At 57.6% G+C, this 18795-nt stretch carries 15 protein-coding genes; 6 read left to right on the top strand and 9 right to left on the bottom strand.

The features are described from left to right. Window positions 1–117 precede the first annotated feature (117 nt). On the top strand, window positions 118–1035 hold the full coding sequence (gene lipA / locus SH139x_RS25370; protein ID WP_488352536.1) for a lipoyl synthase: 918 nt from the start codon (window positions 118–120) through the stop codon (window positions 1033–1035). A gap of 12 nt (window positions 1036–1047) precedes the next feature. Here the strand turns inward: lipA and SH139x_RS25365 are convergent, their stop codons facing one another. Further along, window positions 1048–2319 (bottom strand): GTP-binding protein, encoded by a 1272-nt coding sequence (locus SH139x_RS25365; RefSeq protein WP_488352535.1) that lies wholly within the window; start codon window positions 2317–2319, stop codon window positions 1048–1050. A gap of 207 nt (window positions 2320–2526) precedes the next feature. Beyond that, window positions 2527–3093 (bottom strand): hypothetical protein, encoded by a 567-nt coding sequence (locus SH139x_RS25360; protein ID WP_488352534.1) that lies wholly within the window; start codon window positions 3091–3093, stop codon window positions 2527–2529. A 204-nt stretch (window positions 3094–3297) separates the two neighbouring features. Between SH139x_RS25360 and SH139x_RS25355 the strand changes: the two genes are divergently transcribed. Together SH139x_RS25355 and ispD are read left to right on the top strand one after the other, a co-directional pair. Next, window positions 3298–4503 (top strand): Gfo/Idh/MocA family protein, encoded by a 1206-nt coding sequence (locus SH139x_RS25355; RefSeq protein ID WP_488352533.1) that lies wholly within the window; start codon window positions 3298–3300, stop codon window positions 4501–4503. Between the two features lie 8 nt (window positions 4504–4511). Next, window positions 4512–5258: a 2-C-methyl-D-erythritol 4-phosphate cytidylyltransferase gene (ispD, locus tag SH139x_RS25350; RefSeq protein ID WP_488352532.1), complete on the top strand. Its 747-nt coding sequence runs from the start codon at window positions 4512–4514 to the stop codon at window positions 5256–5258. A 65-nt stretch (window positions 5259–5323) separates the two neighbouring features. On the opposite strand, the gene gmk is transcribed toward ispD, so the two are convergent. The 7 genes from gmk to secA form a co-directional block, all read right to left on the bottom strand. Next, window positions 5324–5962, bottom strand: a complete 639-nt coding sequence (gene gmk, locus SH139x_RS25345; protein WP_488352531.1) for a guanylate kinase — start codon at window positions 5960–5962, stop codon at window positions 5324–5326. 34 nt (window positions 5963–5996) lie between these two features. After that, window positions 5997–6881: a YicC/YloC family endoribonuclease gene (locus SH139x_RS25340; protein ID WP_488352530.1), complete on the bottom strand. Its 885-nt coding sequence runs from the start codon at window positions 6879–6881 to the stop codon at window positions 5997–5999. Between the two features lie 134 nt (window positions 6882–7015). Further along, entirely contained in the window at window positions 7016–7564 is a 549-nt protein-coding gene (gene secG, locus SH139x_RS25335; protein WP_488352529.1) for a preprotein translocase subunit SecG, read from the bottom strand. A gap of 181 nt (window positions 7565–7745) precedes the next feature. Next, on the bottom strand, window positions 7746–8507 hold the full coding sequence (gene tpiA, locus SH139x_RS25330) for a triose-phosphate isomerase (protein WP_488352528.1): 762 nt from the start codon (window positions 8505–8507) through the stop codon (window positions 7746–7748). Beyond that, on the bottom strand, window positions 8504–9541 hold the full coding sequence (gene aroF / locus SH139x_RS25325; protein ID WP_488352527.1) for a 3-deoxy-7-phosphoheptulonate synthase: 1038 nt from the start codon (window positions 9539–9541) through the stop codon (window positions 8504–8506). The genes tpiA and aroF overlap by 4 nt, the downstream gene beginning before the upstream one ends. Window positions 9542–9886: 345 nt before the next feature. After that, on the bottom strand, window positions 9887–11218 hold the full coding sequence (locus SH139x_RS25320) for a 3-deoxy-D-manno-octulosonic acid transferase (RefSeq protein ID WP_488352526.1): 1332 nt from the start codon (window positions 11216–11218) through the stop codon (window positions 9887–9889). Continuing rightward, entirely contained in the window at window positions 11191–14898 is a 3708-nt protein-coding gene (secA, locus tag SH139x_RS25315; protein ID WP_488352525.1) for a preprotein translocase subunit SecA, read from the bottom strand. Before secA ends, SH139x_RS25320 begins: the two co-directional genes overlap by 28 nt. Window positions 14899–15320: 422 nt before the next feature. Between secA and SH139x_RS25310 the strand changes: the two genes are divergently transcribed. The 3 genes from SH139x_RS25310 to rnc all read left to right on the top strand — a co-directional run bounded on the left by SH139x_RS25310 (window position 15321) and on the right by rnc (window position 18692). Then, window positions 15321–16097, top strand: a complete 777-nt coding sequence (locus tag SH139x_RS25310; protein WP_488352524.1) for an AAA family ATPase — start codon at window positions 15321–15323, stop codon at window positions 16095–16097. Window positions 16098–16307: 210 nt separating this feature from the next. Beyond that, window positions 16308–17420 carry a DUF1559 family PulG-like putative transporter gene (locus SH139x_RS25305; RefSeq protein WP_488352523.1) on the top strand — a complete coding sequence of 371 codons (1113 nt, stop codon included), beginning with the start codon at window positions 16308–16310 and terminating at the stop codon, window positions 17418–17420. A 333-nt stretch (window positions 17421–17753) separates the two neighbouring features. Further along, on the top strand, window positions 17754–18692 hold the full coding sequence (gene rnc / locus SH139x_RS25300) for a ribonuclease III (protein ID WP_488352522.1): 939 nt from the start codon (window positions 17754–17756) through the stop codon (window positions 18690–18692). Window positions 18693–18795: the final 103 nt, after the last annotated feature.

The following is an 18795-nucleotide window of genomic DNA, read 5'->3' as shown; positions in this document are numbered from 1 at the left end:
TTTCGTTGTCGGCTGGATGCCAAGACGGTTTTTTATTAGACACGTCGCATTCTCATTTGGCAGGCGATCGGGTTACCGTCGGTTACCTGTCGCACAGGCAACACAGAAAGGGCTTTAATGGCATTTCGACTCCCCGTAATCGCAGCTCCAGAACTTCCCGAAGGTGCGGAGGTCAGTGGCAGCGGGCGTTTACCAAAGTGGTTGAAGCGACCGATCCCCAAGGGAAACGCCAACCACTTTACCGAAGGCTTGCTGGAAGAGTTGCGGCTGGAGACTGTTTGCGACAATGCCAAATGCCCCAACCGCATGGAATGTTACAGTCAGCTGACTGCCACCTTCATGATCTTGGGGAACATCTGCACGAGGCCGTGCGGATTTTGCGCGGTCCAACGGGGGCGTCCCCCAGCGGCTCCCGAAGCGGACGAACCAGAACGCTTGGCGGAGGCCACCGCGCGGTTGGGGCTGAAGCACGTGGTTATCACCAGCGTCACGCGGGACGATCTGCCCGACGGGGGAGCTAACCATTTCCGGCTCTGCATCGAAGCGATTCGCCAGCGCACCGACGCGGCGATCGAAGTCTTAACTCCCGATTTTGTGCACTGCAAAGAAGCGCTCGAGATCGTCATGCAAGCGGCTCCCGAAGTCTTTAATCACAACATGGAAACAGTCCCCCGGCTGTACCGCCGAGTCCGTGGTCCGAAGAGCGATTACCAGTGGACGCTGGAGATGCTGCGGCGAGTCAAGGAGCTGAATCCGACGACCCGTACCAAAAGCGGCTTGATGCTGGGGCTCGGTGAAACGCGAGATGAATTGCTGGCCGCCTTCGCCGATTTACTGGAGCACGACGTCGATTTCTTGACGCTGGGGCAATACTTGCAACCTGGTGACAAGTATCTCCCCGTTGTCCGCTACGTGGCTCCGGAAGAGTTCGACGAGCTAGGGCAAGTTGCTCGCGAGATGGGCTTTAAAGAGGTCGCTTCCGGCCCCTTTGTCCGCAGTAGCTATCACGCCCGCGACATGGTGGAAAACCACTAACGGCGTGGCCTGTTAACGATTGGCGGACGATGCGTCGTCTTCCGCATCGAGCATTTCTTCGTCATCGATTTCGATTGCCGGAAATGGGTCGGGAAATTGAGACCACTGCTCAGGGCCGAGCAGCCACTCTTGCTCGGTCAAGGAAACTTGATCGAGCAACTCGCGGATCTTCAGTTCGTCCATCTCGATGCCGATGAAGACCAGTTCTTGGCGGCGATCACCATATTCTCCTTGGTAACAACTGCGGACTTCCGCCTCAAACGCTTCGTCCTCGGGCCATTCTTCTTCTGGGACACAGGCCCACCATAGGCCGACCGGGCTCAGCTCCATTGAAACGCCAGCTTGCGACCAGCGGTAAGCGTGTTCGTGACGGGAGGCGATCCAGATCAGTCCCTTGCTGCGCAACACACCGGCTAACACACCTTCGTCCAAGTCCAAGGCTGCCGAAAGCCGCTGGGGGTGAAAAGGGCGGCGGGAGCGATAGACAAAACTGGTAATCCCATACTCGTCGGTTTCCGCTTCCTCTTGCCCGCGGGGCACTTCCAGCCAACCTGCTTGTTCGGCCGCCGCCGACTCGCTGAATAAACCGGTCGCCAAGACTGCTGCCGGATCGACTTGGCCGCGAACGCACTGGACCAGTTTGGCGTGGGGATTCAGCTTGGCAATCACCGCTTTCAAGCTTTCCGCTTGAAACGGTTCCACCAGGTCCACTTTATTGAGCACGATGACGTTGGCGAATTCGAGTTGGTCAACCAACAAGTCAACCACGTTCCGTTTGTCCTCGTCATTCATCCCCATTTGGCGATCAACGAGATCATCCCAGGATGAAAAGTCGTTGAAGAAGTTGGCGGCATCAACGACCGTGACCATCGTGTCAAGCTTGGCCAAGTCAGATAAACGATGTCCCAGCTCGTCGGTAAAAGTGAAAGTCTCGGCGACGGGCATCGGTTCTGAAATCCCCGTCGATTCAATCAGCAGATAGTCAAACCGTCCCGCTTCGGCCAGTTTGGCGACTTCGATCAACAAATCTTCGCGGAGGGTGCAGCAGATGCAACCGTTGGACATTTCGATCAACTGTTCGTCAGCGCGAGTGAGCGCGGCTTGGCCCTCGCGTACCAGCTGCGCATCGACGTTGATTTCGCTCATGTCGTTGACAATCACCGCCACACGCAAGCCAGTTTGGTTGCTCAACAAATGGTTCAGCAGCGTTGTCTTGCCAGCCCCCAAAAATCCTGAGAGCACGGTTACGGGAAGCCGCGTATCAGCGGAAGTGTTTGAAATCATGCGACTAGACTAACACCATTACGAGCGGAAAATCGGTCTGCCCACCGGCCTGCGGCGGGTATCGTCGCGGGGGCGAACGATAGCGGGCACAACTCAAGACGCGCCCGGTTGATTAATCCTACTCGCAATCGCAGTGCAAGTGTAGTGGTGGTGCAATGGTTTCCAGTGACTAAAACCGTCGGTTTGCCTGGGTTTACCTACTAGGGTTTACCTGAGCGCATCGCGGTCGAGTGCCACGCGGGCTTGACCCCTGGCAACTGGGAGCATGACACCCATTTGCGGTGCGCCGGAGTTCACCATTGATCTGTTGAAGGGGATGCTGTAGCAGGCGTAGGCGCCGGTCGATTCATCGAGCACGTAGACGACGCAATTGGCGAAACCGCCGCGGTTGGAAGCACCGGGAAACTGGGCCGCTCCGATAACCATCAAATATTTGCTGTTTTTCCCGACGCTAGGTAACGCTTCTTTGACGTTGCACTGGAAGGCGGCCCCGAATTGTCCGGCTCGCGGGTAGAGCACGTTGCACTGCAGCAACCCCGACGCGTGATCGAGCACAAAGATGCCATCGGCGTCGGCGCTGATTGGTCCGGTGGCCATGGAGAATTGTTCGCCACTGACTCCCGAGGTCGCATCGAGTTCTGCGAAGGGATGAGCCAACGATATCTGTTCGGCTGTCGATTGGCGTCCGAGCAGGAAACCGAGCAGCGTTGCCGCAGTCACGGTGACGCCCAGTACAAGTCCGGTCAACAGCGGTTTGGCGCAGCAAATCTTCATCGCTTAAAATCTCCCTCACAGAGGATACCTCGCATCGGCTACCGCCGACGCGTCGTGGACGAAAAGCTCTAGGGCCCCTTGGATTGTACGTAAACCTGCGCCCCCTTACGATGCGAATTCGGTGGATGTCCGCAAAAATGCGCTGATCCACTTGTTTCAACCCCCACGAACATTTAACCCCGACAATTCGGAGAACCCCGCACGATGAGTGATACAGCAGTCAACGCCCCCTTGGGACGCAAACTTCGCATGGGCTTGGTCGGTGGAGGTTCGGGCTCGTTCATCGGTCGCGTCCACTCGATCGCCGCTTGTCTGGACAACCGCGCGGAAGTCGTCGCCGGGGCACTCTCGAGCAACCCCGAGCGTTCCAAAGCCTCCGCACCAAGTTACGACATCGACGAGGCCCGCGCGTACAGCTCGTATGAAGAAATGATCGATGCGGAAACCAAGTTGCCCGCCGATCAACGGATCGATTTTGTCAGCGTCACCACTCCCAACCACACCCATGCCGAAGTCGCTTTGGCGGCCGTGAAAGCTGGTTTCAACGTGGTTTGCGACAAACCGATGACATTTGACCTGCGGGAGGCCGAGGAATTGGCGGCTGTCGTCGATAACTCCGACGTCGTTTTCGCGTTGACGCATAATTACACTGGCTATCCGCTGGTCCGCCAAGCGCGTGAGATGATTCTCGGTGGCGAATTGGGGGAAATTAACGCGGTTCGCGCGCAATACATTCAGGGCTGGCTGCGCAATAAATTGGAAGACGAAGAGCAAAAACAAGCGTCCTGGCGAACCGATCCCAGCAAGAGTGGTGCCGCTGGTTGTTTCGGTGACATCGCCACGCACGCCTTCAACTTGGGCCGCTACATGACGGGTTTGATTCCCGCCGAGCTCAGCTGTCACTTGCGGACGTTTGTGGAAGGCCGCAAGTTGGACGATTATGGCACCGCGGTCATCAAATACGACAATGGTGGGCTAGGAACGGTCACCGCATCGCAGATCAGCCATGGGCGAGAGAACGACGTGCTGATTGAAATCGATGGCACCAAGGGATCGTTGGTGTGGCGGCAAGAAAACCCCAACGAAATGATCGTTCGCCAAAACGGTCAACCCCATAAAATTTACACCCGCGATCCCAACGCGCCCTTTATCAGCCCCGTCTCGGCTGCCGCTTGTCGTTTGCCCGCCGGTCACCCGGAAGGTTTCTTCGAAGCCTTTGCCAACGTCTACACGGCCGCTTTTGACGCCATGGTCTTGCGGGCTAATGGGCAAGATTTTGAAAAGCGGAATACGGTGTATCCAAACGTGCACGACGGTGTCGAAGGGATGTACTTCATTCAGCAGTGTGTCTCCAGCAGCGCTGAAAATGGCGTCTGGCTGCCGCTGCAGCACGAGCGAGCCAGGCGGTGATTCCCGAGGTGAGTTCAAGTCGGATCTCCGAGGCTCCGCTGTCGCCGATCTGGCCGCCAGGTTCGGTCGCCGCAATTTTGCCGGCGGCCGGGAAGAGCCGTCGGTTCGGCGGCTCCGGCAAGAAGATTTTCGAACTGCTGGATGATCGTCCAGTTTGGTTCCACGCGGCCGCCGCGCTCCGCCGGCGGCCCGAGGTGGGGACGATTGTTTTGGTGATCGATCCCGCTGATGAGCCCATTTGGCGCGAACAATTTCAATCAGCCATCGAGCTGCTCGATGCTCGGTTGGTGCTTGGTGGCGCTGAACGTGCCGATAGCGTGCTGGCGGGCTTGGCCGCGGCGGAGCGGGCTGCCTGGATCGCCATTCATGATGCGGCACGCCCCTTGATCAGTGGCGATGATATCGGGCGAGTCTTCGCGGCGGCCGCCGAAACCGGCGCCGCCCTGCTGGCGACTCGCGTCCGCGGCACGATCAAACGGCAACAGCCGCCGAGGAACGCGGCCGAAATCGCTCAAGTGCAAGCAACGGTCGATCGCAGTCAGCTTTGGGAAGCTTTAACCCCGCAAGTTTTTCGCGCGGAGTTAATTCGCGGAGCCTACGCCAAATGGCGTGGATTTCCAGTCACCGACGACGCCCAATTGGTCGAGCGAATGGGGCATGCGGTGAGTTTGGTGAAAGGCTCGCCAATGAATTTAAAGATTACGGTCAGCGATGATTTGAGCATCGCTAAGGCGCTGTTTGCTGCCCGCGATTAGTTGGGTTCAAAACGGGAACCGGGCCTAGCGGCCAAACGGCTAACGGATTGTTAGCGGTTTTGGCGCTAGCCACAGAGATGTTGTGATTGGGGGAGCTGTGATGGCGGTAATTGCCGCGAGCGATAACTCTCCAGAATATTGCAGATGTCGCGGACGGCACCATCGAGGTCATGATTGATAACTTCGTGTTGATAGCAGGCGAGCGCTTGCATCTCTTGGCGAGCTACTTCCAGCCGCCTGAGAATCGCCTCTTCGCTTTCCGTGCCCCGATTTCGCAACCGCGTTTCCAGCTCTTCCATTCCACCGGGATGAACGAAAATCGTGACCGGGCTCGTCTCCGAAGCGATCACTGAGGCGGCGCCTTCGACATCAATTTCCAAGATCACCCATTTGCCAGCAGCCAGGTCGGTCTCCACTTGTTCGGCCAGCGTGCCGTACCAAACGCCTCGCCCGAAAACTTCTTTGCATTCCAGAAATTTGCCTTTGCGACGTAACTCAGCGAAGCGATCATTGTCGAGAAAGTGGTACTCACGGCCATCTTGCTCGCCCGGCCGCGGAGCACGCGTGGTGGCTGACACGCTGAGTACTAAGGGGAGTGGGCAATGGGTTAGCAAGCGTCGCACGATGCTGCTTTTTCCAGCTCCGCTCGGTCCGGATATAATCACCAGACGACCAGGGGCGGGATGAATCGTTTCGACGGGCATGTCTTGCAAACTCCAACTACTGATTCGATGTTTCTTATTCGATGTTCTGCACCAGCTCACGCATCCGTTCCAGGGTGCATTTAATTTCTACCACGCAGTGAGCAATCTCAGCATCACTGGCTTTGCTGCCGATGGTGTTTGTCTCGCGTAGCATTTCCTGAATAACAAAGTCTAGCTTACGACCGCTCGATTCAGCGGCGGATAAGGCCTCATTAAACAAAACAATGTGGCTGTCGAGACGTGTAATCTCCTCGCTAATATCGCTACGATCGGCATAGATCTGCACTTCTCGTAACAATTCTGGAGTTTCCACGCTGACTCCCTCCTGCCGCAAATAGCTGTCGACTTTAGTGCGCAGACGATCGCGGTAATTGTCGATCACCAACGGGGCCCGCGAACGAATTTTGCCGAGCGTTAACGTCATCAGCCTGAGATCACTTTCCAGTTGCCGCCCCATAGCGGCTCCCTCGCGATCGCGCATGCTGTTCAAATTTAGAATCGCGGCTGTGATCGCCGCCGCCAATTCTCGCCAAACCGCTTCTTGGTCATAGTCGCCGGCAATCGTATCGACGAGCGCTCCGGGGAGGGTGGCCAAGCGGGAGAGATCGATTTCGTGCCGACAGCCCAACTCCTCGCGGAGCGCGTCGAGCTGGCGGTAATAAGACCTGATCACATCCTGGTCAATCTGACAGCTGCCCGCGGCACCCGTTTTTCGCCAGTGCACGTTCATCTGCACCGTACCGCGGCGAACTTGTCCGCGAACTAGCCCGTCGACTTGCGGTTCCAAGACATTCAGCTGGTCGCCCAGACGGGCCGAAAGCTTGAAACCACGGTTGTTGACTGTCCGCAACTCCACGACGAATGTACCCAGCGACGATTCGTGATGGGCGTGGCCTTGGCCAGTCATGCTCCGCGGCATGGGCAATCGACTTTCAATAAACGTTTTGTCAGGAACGAAAGGTGGTCCCGGGGCGAAAGCAACTCAGATGAGCCAGCCGGGACGACAATTTGCCAAACGGATGTCGGCCGCTACCCGCGGCGACGACCAGTTAGTTAATTGCCCGCTGGCTCGTCACCGGCTGGGGTCTCGTCGGCGGCTGGGGTCTCGTCGGCGGCTGGGGGTTCGTCGGCGGCTGGGGGTTCGTCGGCGGCTGGGGGTTCGTCGGCGGCTGGGGGTTCGGTAGTGGTGGAGGGAGGTGCACCCAGCGAGTCGCCCAGTTGGTTCAAAGTGCTAAGGTCGATACCGGTGGTGGAATCATCGCCGGCCGCGTCCGTCTGCAGCGGAGCAGCATCTTCGCCAGCGGGGTCTCGGAGTGCGGGAGTGTCGTCTTCGATGACCACGTTGCGGGCGTTACCAAGTGTGAACATCGCGAGGGCGCAGAGCAAAATCCAGATGCCGGCTACGGTAAAAGTGATTCGCGTGAACATGTCCCCCGCTTTACTGCCGAAAGCACTCTGGCCACCAGGGCCTCCCAGGGCTCCGGTAAGTCCACCACCGCGACCTCTTTGCACCAAAATCAGCAAGATCAGGAAAATGGAAAGCAGCGCCATCAACCAGCCGAACAGCGTGCCGAGGAAGGTTGCGTAGAGACTGAAGGACATCGAGTTACCTTTGGAAAAAAGATGCAGTTGGGGGTAGGCCCGAGGCCGAGGTGTTAGCCGTTTTGGCACTAGCCGCGGTTGGTTAGCCGTTTTGGCGTTAGCCACGGTTGGTTCGGTTATTTTGTAAAATGTATGAATCAATTCGGGTAGGAGCTACGTTCTGCAACCTACGCTCCACGACCTACGATCGTGGCGCGGCGGCGATAATTTGCAAGAAATCATCGGCTTTGAGGCTAGCTCCACCGACCAGGGCCCCGTCGATGTTTGGTTGGCCGAGTAATTCCGCGGCGTTGCCCGGTTTGACGCTGCCACCGTATTGAATTCGCATTTGTTGAGCCACGACCGAGCCGTACATGTCAGTCAGCAGTTCACGGATCATAGCGTGCACCGCTTCGGCTTGCTCGGGACTGGCGGTTCGCCCGGTGCCGATCGCCCAAACGGGTTCATAGGCCAGCACTACGGTCGGCGCGTCGCTGGCTGAAACCCCCGCCAATGATCCACGGACTTGTTCGGCAACCACTTGTTCGGTCTGGTCCGCTTCACGTTGTTCGAGCGTTTCGCCGACGCAGACGATCGGGGTCAGTTTGGCTCGCAAAGCGGCGAGGCACTTCTCGGCAACTTTGGAATCGACTTCGCCGAAAAATTGTCGCCGTTCGCTGTGACCGAGGATCACGTACTGGCAGCCCACGTCGACCAGCATGTCAGCGTTCACTTCGCCTGTAAAAGCGCCATCTTCTGCGGCGATCATGTTTTGCCCACCCACGCCGATGGAAGCTCCGCTGAGCAGGCTGGCGACAGCTTGTACGTAGAGGTGCGGTGGGCAGACGGCCACTTCGCAATGCTCGGCTGGCAAACCGCCGCTGATCGCTTTAGCCAACTCGAGGGCCGAGCTGGCTCGCAAGTTCATTTTCCAGTTGCCAGCAACGAAAATTCGTCGGCTCACGCGGGGACTCCAGGTAGCGGGGAAATCTGTTTGTGAAAGATCGGAGCTAATTGTTTGATTTGCTCCATCAGCGCCGCATATTGTTGCGGCAATAAAGCTTGTGGCCCGTCGCTTTTGGCCTCTTCGGGGCAGTCATGCACTTCGATGTGAACTCCGTCGGCGCCAGCGGCCAAGCCAGCCAACGCGCAAGGCGGAATCAAATCGGGACGTCCCGTGGCGTGGCTGGGGTCGACGATCACCGGCAAATGGCTGAGCCCATGCAAGACGGGGACCGCCGCCACGTCGAACAAGTTTCGCGTGCAGCTGTCGAAGCCTTTCACGCCGCGTTCACAGAGCACCACGTTGGCGTTGCCTTGGGAGAGCACATATTCGGCACTCATCAGCAAATCGTTGATCGTGGCGCTCATGCCTCGCTTGAGCAGTACTGGCCGCTGGCTGCGTCCGATCTCAGTCAACAGGACAAAATTTTGCATGTTGCGAGCACCGACCTGCAGCATGTCAGCGTACTCGGCGACTAATTCCACATTGCGGGGGTCGGTGACTTCGGTGACGACCGGCATTCCGTGTTTGCGGCCGACGTCGCGGAGAATTTTCAGCCCTTCCTCGCCCAAACCTTGAAACGCATAGGGGCTGGTCCGCGGCTTGTAAGCACCACCACGAAAGACGTTGGCTCCCGCCGCTCGCACTAACCCGGCAATCCGGTCCATCCGCTCCGGCTCTTCGACCGAACAGGGGCCGGCGATCATCAGCAGATTTCCGCCACCAACTTTCACTCCTGAAATATCGATCACACTCGGTTCCGGGTGCGCTTCGAGGGAGGCCAGACGATAAGGTGGCAAAACGGGGATGACGTCGGAGACTCCTGGAATGGCACGCAGCGATTCGGGCGTTAATTGGGATTCATCACCAATAATGCCAACGATGGTGCGATAAGTACCGCGACTGAGGTGAGCCTGAAAGCCAAGCGACTCGACACGCGTAATCACGTGGGTTACCTGGTCTTCGGAAACGCCACTCTTTAGAATCAGGATCACGGCGGAGGCTGAAGTAAGTGCGGGGGCGGAAAAAGACTCAAAAACAAGCCCGCCAGTGTAACAAACTGGTGCGAAGCACGTCGAGGCCTCCTGGCAAGCCGAGTTGCAGCGGTTTCCGCCCCAATGTACCGCTCCGGGTTTGCGAAAACGCGGGCAGGGTCTCCAGGCCCGTCTTGCGCACCCACCCCGTTGGGGTCGTGCAAGCTAGTTGCCCTGATTGGTCGCAACAAATTGTGCGACGTGCCAATTGGGGTACCAGCACGAGCACGAGTTAGCGAACGTGCGACCAAAGGCTCTGGGAGTTTTTTGGCAGAATAGACGGGCTGGGAGACCCGTCCTACTTTGCTAATCCGGCAGTAATTTCGAGAGCAGTTGGACCGTTTTTTGGGTCGCGCCTTGGTGTTGCTGCACCACTTGCTGGGCTCGGGCACCTCGTTCGGCTGCCAGTTGAGGGTGATCGAGCATGCGTTTGACGAAGGCGGTCAACGCATCCTGATCCGCCACCACTTCCGCCGCGTCGGCAGCCAGCAGTCTTTGCACAATCTCGCGAAAATTTTGCGTGTTGGGACCAAAACAGACCGCCGCGCCATAGCCAGACGGCTCCAGCATGTTCTGGCCACCTCGGTCACCCAGGCTGCCGCCCACAAAGGCGATGTCGGCCAGCCCCCACCAGTTTCGCAACTCGCCAATCGTGTCGACCAAGACCACGCGATCGGCTGACCAGTCGGCAGCCAGATTCGCTTGCCGGCTCCAACGCTCACATTGCCAGCCTGCTTGTTCGATCAAACCGGCGACTTCCGCAAATCGCTCGGCATGCCTGGGCACGATCACCAGCCGCAGTTGAGGATACTGGCGACTTAAAGCGGCGTAGACCTGCAAGGCAATTTCCTCTTCACCCGCTTGCGTGCTGCCGGCGATGAAGATCGACTGGTCGGCCCGCCAGCCGATTCTCCTGCGAATTGCCAGAATCTCAGCAGTTTCCCGGCTGAGCGGCGCGTCATCAAATTTGCTCGAGCCCGTCACGACCAGGCGATCGGCGGGGGTCCCCATGTCGAGGAATCTGGCCGCGTAGCTGGGGTCTTGCGCAGCCACTAGGCTGAGTCGTGAAAAGCTGGGCCGCAGCAGGGGGCGAAAGCGTCGGTAACCGCGGTGAGAACGTTCGCTGAGCCGACCGTTGATGATTGCCACTGGCACGCCCCGGCGGTTTGCCTCGACAATTAAGTTGGGCCACAGTTCCAGTTCGGCCAGCACCAGCAGGTCGGGTTTGACCGTTTGCAAAGCTCGCCGCACCGCCCAGGAAAAATCGAGCGGACAGTAAAAGACACGGTCGGCCGGGTAACGCTGTTTGGCCAACGCAAACCCGGTCACGGTCGTGGTGCTGACGACGACATCCAAATCGGGACGCGATTGTTTCCAGTGATTCGTCAGGCCGGTCAGCAAATTGACTTCGCCGACGCTGACCGCGTGCAACCAAACTCGCGGTCCCGTGGCTGGCGGAACTCGCACACGCCCGGCCAGCTTCGCGCCCCAGCCTTGCCGGTACTTACCGTGCCTCACGGCGTTCAGCAGCAGCCAGGGTGAAACCGCCAGCAGCAGCACGGCATACATCAAGTTCAGCAACATGCGGGGTCCAGCCGACCGGCCCAGGATCAGACCGAGATGTCCTTCTGCATGCAACAGTTCTTAAATTTCTTGCCGCTGCCGCAGGGGCAGGGATCATTGCGGCGAACGCGCGGGCCGGCGTGTCGCACCGGTTCCCGTCGCACTGGTTCGTTGCCGCGATTCTCCGATGTTCGGCTAGCCGGAGCTGGGCCGGCCGCGCCGCCGCCACCAACCGCCGGGCTGACTTCGTCATGCCGAGCTCGCGCGTCGACCCAAGTGCTGCGGACGAAATCTTCGTTGAACGATTCCATGCGGAAAATCAAATCGGTTGTGCGTTCGCCAATCGAATCCCACATTTGCTCAAACAGTCGCATCCCTTCACGCTTGTATTCGACCTTTGGATCGAGCTGGGCATAGCCTTTCAGGCCGACGCTGCTGCGGAGGTGATCCATCGCCAGCAAGTGATCTTTCCAAGCGGTATCGACGATCGATAACAGCACTTGTCGCTCCATCCGCCGCATCTCGGGGTGGAAGCGATCGTCCACTGCGCTGGTGACTTTCGTCTGCAGCTGCTCCTGGTCCATCCGCCCCATTTCGTCCTTGGGCAGCTCGTATCCGAGTTCTTCATTAAGCCACTGGCTGAGGTTGTCCAGCACGCCGTTTCCGCCGCTAGCCATCGCGGCTGTGGTGGCTTGTTCCGCATTCTGAAAGACCTTGGCTACCCGCTCGTTCGCTTGGCGATAAGCATCTTCCGCTTTGCCTTGCACGCCCTTGCTGAACTCGATTAATTGCGCTTTGAGTTCATCACGAGTCGTCCGTAATTCCTCGGGTGCGACAGCCACGCCAAAACGTCCCTCGACCCAATTGGCCAACCCGTCGCGATCGAGGTGTACTTGGCTGCCTTGCGCCGATGTGAAAGCGCTGATCCCGGTCAGCACTGGGTACTCGGTCTCCTTGATGTTGTAACCACTGGTCGCGCGGTTGACCAATTCGTCGATCACATCTTCGCGCTCACGGTCTCGCAGTTCCTCGATGGTGACTTCGATACCGAATTTGTGCCGCAACCAAGCGCAGAGCGAGCGCAGACCGTAATCGGGGGCTAAGAAATGTTCGCCATCGCTGAGGTCGACTTTGGCAACTTTGGCATGCGCCTTTTCGATCAATTGGTCGATCAATTCCTCGCGTTCATACTTCTTTAGATCGCGATCACGATAATTGGTGTCGAAACGTTTGTTCGCCCACAGGGCCATCGCTTGCCAATTCCATTCGTCCTCTTCACCGTCGCTCGGTAAGTTCTCTTCTACGATTTCATGAATTGCCGCTTCGCTGGCTCGTTCCGCTTGGTCCCGCGAATACTCGACAGCCATCGCGAAATCGGTGTTGCGGAAGTCGCGGGCATCGAATTGACAGGCCAGTTGCCCGCCGGCCCAAGCGGCATACGAAGCGGGGCCATAATCGGTATCCAAGTAGGCATCGGCCGTCTTGGTGATTTGCCGACGAATTTGGTCGACCACCAAAGTGCGGCATGAAACGCCGTTGAGGATTTGTTGACGATAGCTGTAAACGCGTTTCCGCTGCTCGTCCATTACCTCGTCGTATTCGAGCAAGCTTTTGCGGATTTCAAAGTTGCGTTCTTCGACTTTCTTTTGAGCGGCGGCAATCCGTCGGGTGACCAGCGACGATTCAATCGCCTCCCCTTCTTTCATGCCCATTTTCTCCATCATGCGTTTGACAAAATCGCCCGCAAAGATCCGCATCAAGTCGTCTTCGAGCGACAAGTAAAAGCGGCTGCCGCCGGGGTCGCCCTGCCGACCGCAACGACCTCGCAATTGCAAGTCGATCCGTCTTGATTCGTGACGCTCCGTGCCTAGCACTAACAGACCGCCGAGTTCTCGCACCACTTCGCCTTCTTCGCTCATCTTCTCCCGATCGTCGATTTCCTGGACCAAAGCGTTCCACTCTTCATCGGGAACTTCCAGTCGCGTGGGATACTTATGTTGCAACTGGGCCCAGGCCATGGTGTCGGGATTACCGCCGAGAATAATGTCGGTACCACGACCGGCCATGTTGGTGGCGATCGTGACAGCGCCGATCCGGCCGGCCTGCGCAACAATATCGGCTTCTCGCTGGTGCTGTTTGGCGTTCAACACTTCGTGCTTGATGCCACGTTGTTCGAGCAGCGCGCCGAGTCGCTCGCTTTTCTCAATGCTAACGGTACCGACCAGCACGGGCCGTCCGGCTCGTTCCACGCTGGTTACTTTCGACTTGGGAACCGCTTCTTTGACTTTCGATTCTTGGGCGATAAATTGATAATGCGTATCGTCCTCGTCGGCAATTTTCCCCCACAATTCGCTGCCGTCTTTGAGCACCAGCACATCCCACTTGGTGGCACGTTCGATATCTTCGGCCAAGGCGCGAAATTTGTCCTTTTCGGTCAAATAGATCACGTCGGGATGCTCAATCCGCTGCATCACGCGGTTGGTCGGGATCGCCACCACGTCGAGCTGGTAGATCTTCCAGAACTCGTTCGCTTCCGTCATCGCCGTACCGGTCATCCCGGCCAGCTTGTCATACAGTTTGAAGAAGTTTTGCAGCGTGACGGTGGCGAACGTCTGTGTCTCTTGCTTGATTTTGACCCCTTCCTTGGCCTCGACCGCTTGGTGTAAGCCGTCGGACCATTGGCGGCCCTCCATCAAACGTCCGGTGAACTCGTCAACGATGACGATTTCGCCATCCTTGACCACGTAGTTCACATCTAGCTTGTAGATATGATGCGCCTTGAGCGCGTTGTCGATCATGTGCGGCCATTCCATGTTGCCGGCCGTGTAAAAGCTTTCCACGCCAGCCAGCCGCTCTGCTTCCCGCACCCCTTCGTCGGTCAGAGTCACGTTGTGATTTTTCTCGTCGACCGTGAAGTGAGTTTCCTTTTTCAACTGGCGAGCCACTCGATCGGCTTCACCATACTTTCCCAAGTCCATGTCGGCCGGGCCGCTGATGATCAACGGCGTCCGCGCTTCGTCGATCAGAATATTGTCGACTTCGTCGATGATCGCGTAATGCAGCGGTCCTTGGCTTTGCTGGACCTCCTTGGGGAAGCGATCGTCGGCGCGGGCGGCGGGGCGCATGTTGTCGCGCAAGTAATCAAACCCGAACTCGTTGTTGGTACCATAAGTGATATCCAGCGAGTAAGCTTTTTGCTTTTCGGCGGTGCTCATGCCGCTCTGAATCGCACCCACCGATAGCCCCAGGTTCATGTACAGCGGAGCCATCCACTCCATGTCACGCCGGGCCAGGTAGTCGTTCACCGTGATGACGTGCACGCCCAACCCTTCGAGCGCGTTGAGGTAAGCTGGCAAGGTGGCCACAAGCGTTTTACCTTCACCGGTAACCATTTCCGCAATTGCCCCGCTGTGCAGCACCATGCCGCCGATCAACTGGACGTCGTAGTGCCGCATGCCGAGGAACCTGCGGCCACCCTCGCGGCAGACCGCGAAGGCTTCCTCCAAAATATCATCCAGCATCTCGCCGTCGCGGAGACGCTGACGGAAATTTTCGGTCCGTTCACGCAACTGCTCGTCGGTGAGCGCCTTCATCTCGTCTTCGAGCGCGTTGATGCGATCGACACGCGATTTATATTTGTTGATCTGCCTCGCGTTGCTGGAGCCGAACAGCCCCGTCACGCTGCGCTCGATCGATCCCAAAGTGCCGGATACCAACAGGCCCAGCAGTTCCCAAATGCGTTCCAGAATTGCCATCGCGTATAACCTAATCGCCCGTTCCGTCGATGCTTGCTGAGTCGATGCTTGCTGAGGTAACGGGCTTGCTGTGGTGCTTGGCGGCGGGCCGCCGTGATTGCTTTTGCGACCGAACAGGACCGAACTCAGCGGCTAGTTTGCAAATTCCGCTAACCCCAACTTCCCGAGGATGTTGGCTGATTATCGTCGTTGCGCCTGCACGTGCGGTACCAGCGTGGTCGCCGCGCGCTGAGTAAATTACGTAACTGACCTAATCCATTAAGGTTATGCCTTCTGAGAAAGTGGGTCAACCGTGATCGCCCCGCCAATTCTGCTCAAGCTCAACAGTCCGGAAATCCGAAAAAACGGATTGTGCGGCACTGTCGAATCACAGCTGCGGCCCGACAAATCACGCTTTACCCCACGCCCGTGCCGGTGGATTTATGTCGTATCAAAAGTATTGGTCTCTCAGCAAGCTACCTTTTGGTCGTCCCGAAACGGCTGATGACTTCTTTTCAGGTCGCCCTCAACGAGAAGCCATCGCGCGGCTTGATTATTTGATCCGCAGCGGGCACAGCAACGGGATGGTGATCGCCCAATCAGGGGTCGGGCGAACCAGCTTGCTGCGTCGCGTCGCCTCCTCGGCCGGCTTCGGTGATTGCGCGGTGGAAATGGTGTACACCAGTGCAAAAGATCGCGATCGCAACGAATTACTGCGGCAATTAGCGGTTAAGTTAGGGACTCAGCGGTTGCAGACGGTCGGTTACCGGCAAGTGCTCGAGCGGATGTCAGCGTCGGGGCGTTCGCGAGTTCGCACCGTCTGGCTGATCGACGATTGCACCCCTGCCGCAGCCACAATCGCCAGCGCGCTGACGGCTGAATGCCCCTGGCTGACCACTATCCTGGTTTGCACTTCCGAAACCGCTTTGCCGATCGCCGCCAACTTGGGGGGCTGTTCGTTGCGAGTCGATATCGATCCCTTTGAGTTGAGTGATACGGTGCAGTTCGTGCGGCACCAAATCACCGCCGCCGGGGGTAGTCCAGCGATTTACACCGACGCGGCCATGGTGCGACTGCACGAACTGGGGCAAGGTCTAGTAGCAGCGATCGCCCGCTTGGCCGAACTTTCCCTGCCAGTCGGCGCGGCGCAAAACGCCACCCACATCCACGTCGATGTGGTCGAAGCGGTGCAGCACGAAATTGTCTACGCGGCTGCCTAGCAGGGGGCTATCTGGGGTGCGTTAAATAGCTCCTCGGGGGTGTTTCGCTAAATTTGAGCGAATCGTTGGGTTTTTCCAGGCACAAAAAGCTGGACTTAATGGTTGCACTTGTGGCATAATTAGCACTTGGTGGACTTGGCGGGTTGCGTCCGCCCGGCCTGTGGTCGTCCCTGTCCCGCCCTCGTCTATTATTCCCGTTGGAGTGGTGCCATGCCAAAACGCTCGCATTCTGGTTTTACCCTTGTCGAATTGCTGGTCGTGATTGCGATCATCGGCATCCTCATGGGATTGTTGATCCCAGCAGTCCAAGCAGCCCGCGAAGCAGCGCGGCGCACCGAGTGTGCGAACAACATCAAGAATTTGTCGCTCGCAGCCATTTCGCACGAAGGTTCGAAGAACGGCCTGCCTTCGGCGGTGACGAATTTTGGAACGTTCCCTGGCGGTATTGACCCCACCGATTCGGCTGGAGGCACTGCACCGGCACACCAGAAATATGGCACTTGGGCCGTTTCTTTGTTCCCGTGGCTTGATGCGACCGCAACGTACGAGCAGTGGAACGAGGATCGCTATCCGTTGATTGTTGATAGTGGTTCGCAGAATGCTGCTGGGGGTTTCGACGGGAATTATAACAGGAGTCTGTTGCCAAACTTGGAGATCTTCACCTGTCCCAGTGCGACGATCGATGGGCAACCCGTTGCGGCGAATAACTACGTGGCGAACGTCGGCGTGGGGTTCTTGTTTGATGAATCCACGGGACAAGGGACAACGTTTAACGGTGTCGCACATTCTCTTGCCAACTTGATGAAGAAGGCGAACGGTGCGTTCATCTCCCGATCCAGCGACAGTGCGATGTTTGGTTTCACCGCAACAAGGTTCGATGACTTCAAGGACGGCACGAGTAATACGCTGCTATTCAGTGAGAATCTGCAGGCACAGTCTTGGCATCGCTTGACGCTTGCGGCACCAACCAGCACGCCAATCAACGCCGGAATGACTCCTGGAGTCTTCATGAATGCTCGGTTCATGGCCGGTATGGTTTGGCATACGGTCGATGATGAAGGCTTTGGTGGCGCCCCGTTGCCGATTCCAGAAATGAAAATTAACAGCAACAAGTTCGACGCAGTGATGGATCCCAGCAACTTTCACATTCTTGCTCGTCCCTCGTCCGCCCACGTTGATGGCGTGAATTGCGGCATGGCGGATGGCGGAACTCGATTCATCAATGAAGGTATTGATTATCGTGTCTATCAAGCGTTGTTGACTCTCCGTGGGAAGAGCAGCTTGGTTCCATTCCGAGAATTCGTTCCAGATACCGAACTGTAAGTTCATTCGTTGCGTCTTGATGATAAGTACACGCTTTGCCTGCGAGCCGATTTCGGCTCGCAGGCTTGCGTTGTTCTTGGGAAACATTTTTTCCACCTTGATTTACTGGTTTTTGCGGTTGTTGATAGATTAAAGCGTTCCCCAGCGGCCCGCGGTTCTCAACCTCGCGACTGATGCTCCTGTCATCGTGCACCACTCTCCCCGTCGCGTTCGCCTTGAACGCGGTTGGGAGAGTCGTGACACCTTTCGGGGAGTCGCAGTCCGTGTGGAAACATTTCGCAATGGTTTCCAGAGCCAGGGTTTGCCCTGAAATCTCCCCAGGATTGCGTGTCCATGCCCGGCCAAGTTCCCACCCCGCGGAAATCTAAAGCTTCCCGTAAGGCTTCCGAAAAACCCGTGGGTGCGGGGGCGGCTAATTCACCAGCCGAACAGGCTGACTCACCCGCGGAGGCTGCTTTCGATGCTCCCGCGGAAATTGCCAAACAGCAATACGCGAGCCTGCCTCCCAATCAGTTGCAGCAAGACGCGGCTGAATTTCTCGACGGCGTAACGGCTAGCGAAGGAGACGCCCAAGCAAAACTGGAATATTGCCAGCAGCGGATCGGGTATCGCTTTGAGGACCCCCAATTGCTGCTCGAAGCACTCACGCATGCCTCCAGTGCGGCCCATCGCTTGTCGAGTAACGAGCGGCTGGAGTTTCTCGGGGATGCGATCTTGGGAATGGTCGTCTGCGATTGGCTTTACCATGCTTACCCGGAGTACTCTGAAGGGGATTTGACCAAGATTAAATCGGCCGTGGTCAGTCGCAAGACTTGCGGTGGGATCGCTAAGAAATTGCATTTGGAGCGTTGTTTGATCGTCGGTCGCGGAGTCACCCGCAACCGCAGTTTCCCTAAATCGCTGGTCAGCGATGTGTTTGAATCGGTGTTGGCCGCCGTCTATCTCGATGGCGGCTTGGAGCCAGTCCAGCGGATGTTGCGCGAGTGGCTAGCCGAAGAAGTTTTGGAAGCCAGCAACGGGCAAGGAGCCGGGAATCATAAGTCCCAGCTCCAGCAAACCGCTCAGCGCGACCTGGGGGACACCCCTTCCTATCACATGCTCTCGCAGACTGGGCCCGATCACAACAAGTCGTTTCAGGTGATGGCCATTATTGGCAAACGCATGTTTCCGCCAGCCTGGGGTCGCAATAAAAAAGAAGCCGAGCAGCGAGCCGCGGGAAACGCTCTGGCAGAACTCGAAGACAAGCCGCTGCCTTTTCCGGAAACGTCGTGAGCGTTTGCCAGGATTGCAAACAAAGAAATTCCTCCGCCGCCGCCCGCGATTCCCGTTAGCCGCTTTGGCGCTAGGCCGCGGTTCCCGCCTTGAGCCGAACTAA

Origin of the sequence: Kothea flammea (genome assembly GCF_052161645.1) — a bacterium.
GTDB lineage: Bacteria > Planctomycetota > Planctomycetia > Pirellulales > Pirellulaceae > Laterigemmans.
Note: the sequence above shows the minus strand (reverse complement) of the source record. Positions and strands in the feature narration are given on the sequence as shown.

Excerpts from the sequence above, each read along its gene's own strand:
- lipA (WP_488352536.1), top strand. The coding sequence starts at position 118 with ATGGCATTTCGACTCCCCGTAATCGCAGCTCCAGAACTTCCCGAAGGT.
- SH139x_RS25365 (WP_488352535.1), bottom strand. The coding sequence starts at position 2,319 with ATGATTTCAAACACTTCCGCTGATACGCGGCTTCCCGTAACCGTGCTC.
- SH139x_RS25360 (WP_488352534.1), bottom strand. The coding sequence starts at position 3,093 with ATGAAGATTTGCTGCGCCAAACCGCTGTTGACCGGACTTGTACTGGGC.
- SH139x_RS25355 (WP_488352533.1), top strand. The coding sequence starts at position 3,298 with ATGAGTGATACAGCAGTCAACGCCCCCTTGGGACGCAAACTTCGCATG.
- gmk (WP_488352531.1), bottom strand. The coding sequence starts at position 5,962 with ATGCCCGTCGAAACGATTCATCCCGCCCCTGGTCGTCTGGTGATTATA.
- SH139x_RS25340 (WP_488352530.1), bottom strand. The coding sequence starts at position 6,881 with ATGCCGCGGAGCATGACTGGCCAAGGCCACGCCCATCACGAATCGTCG.
- secG (WP_488352529.1), bottom strand. The coding sequence starts at position 7,564 with ATGTCCTTCAGTCTCTACGCAACCTTCCTCGGCACGCTGTTCGGCTGG.
- secA (WP_488352525.1), bottom strand. The coding sequence starts at position 14,898 with ATGGCAATTCTGGAACGCATTTGGGAACTGCTGGGCCTGTTGGTATCC.
- SH139x_RS25310 (WP_488352524.1), top strand. The coding sequence starts at position 15,321 with ATGTCGTATCAAAAGTATTGGTCTCTCAGCAAGCTACCTTTTGGTCGT.
- SH139x_RS25305 (WP_488352523.1), top strand. The coding sequence starts at position 16,308 with ATGCCAAAACGCTCGCATTCTGGTTTTACCCTTGTCGAATTGCTGGTC.
- rnc (WP_488352522.1), top strand. The coding sequence starts at position 17,754 with ATGCCCGGCCAAGTTCCCACCCCGCGGAAATCTAAAGCTTCCCGTAAG.